General features: G+C 50.3%; 1 protein-coding gene. It reads right to left on the bottom strand.

The window, feature by feature from the left end; translation table 11 throughout:
• Positions 1-336 (bottom strand): amino acid permease (locus WG891_RS26715; RefSeq protein WP_337265107.1); only part of this gene is annotated, 336 nt, incomplete at both ends.

Here is a 336-nt window from a genome sequence, read left to right as displayed (position 1 = left end):
AGATATTTCATCCCTCCGGCATACAGCATTAACAGTGAGTAGAACGTGGCGATCAGCGCAATAATCAGGTCTTTCTTGAGATCGGTTTTATCTTTTTCGTAGGTTTCCCCGCTCCAGGCCAGCTTCAACCCGTATGCCCCAACCAGCAGGTAAGGGATCAGGGTCAGCGAACTGGTCAGTTCAAGCGCCAATTGGAAGGCATACTGGCTGAACAGGGTCAGGATCAGGAACACCTGAATGGTGATGTTGGTTAACCAGACCGCGGAAGAAGGGACCGCGTTACTGTTTTCTGTACCAAACACCTTTGGCATGCTTTTGCTTTTTGCGGCGGAGAAC

This window comes from Serratia sp. MMO-28 (assembly GCF_037199905.1).
Lineage (GTDB): Bacteria > Pseudomonadota > Gammaproteobacteria > Enterobacterales > Enterobacteriaceae > Chania > Chania oryzae.
Note: the sequence above shows the minus strand (reverse complement) of the source record. Positions and strands in the feature narration are given on the sequence as shown.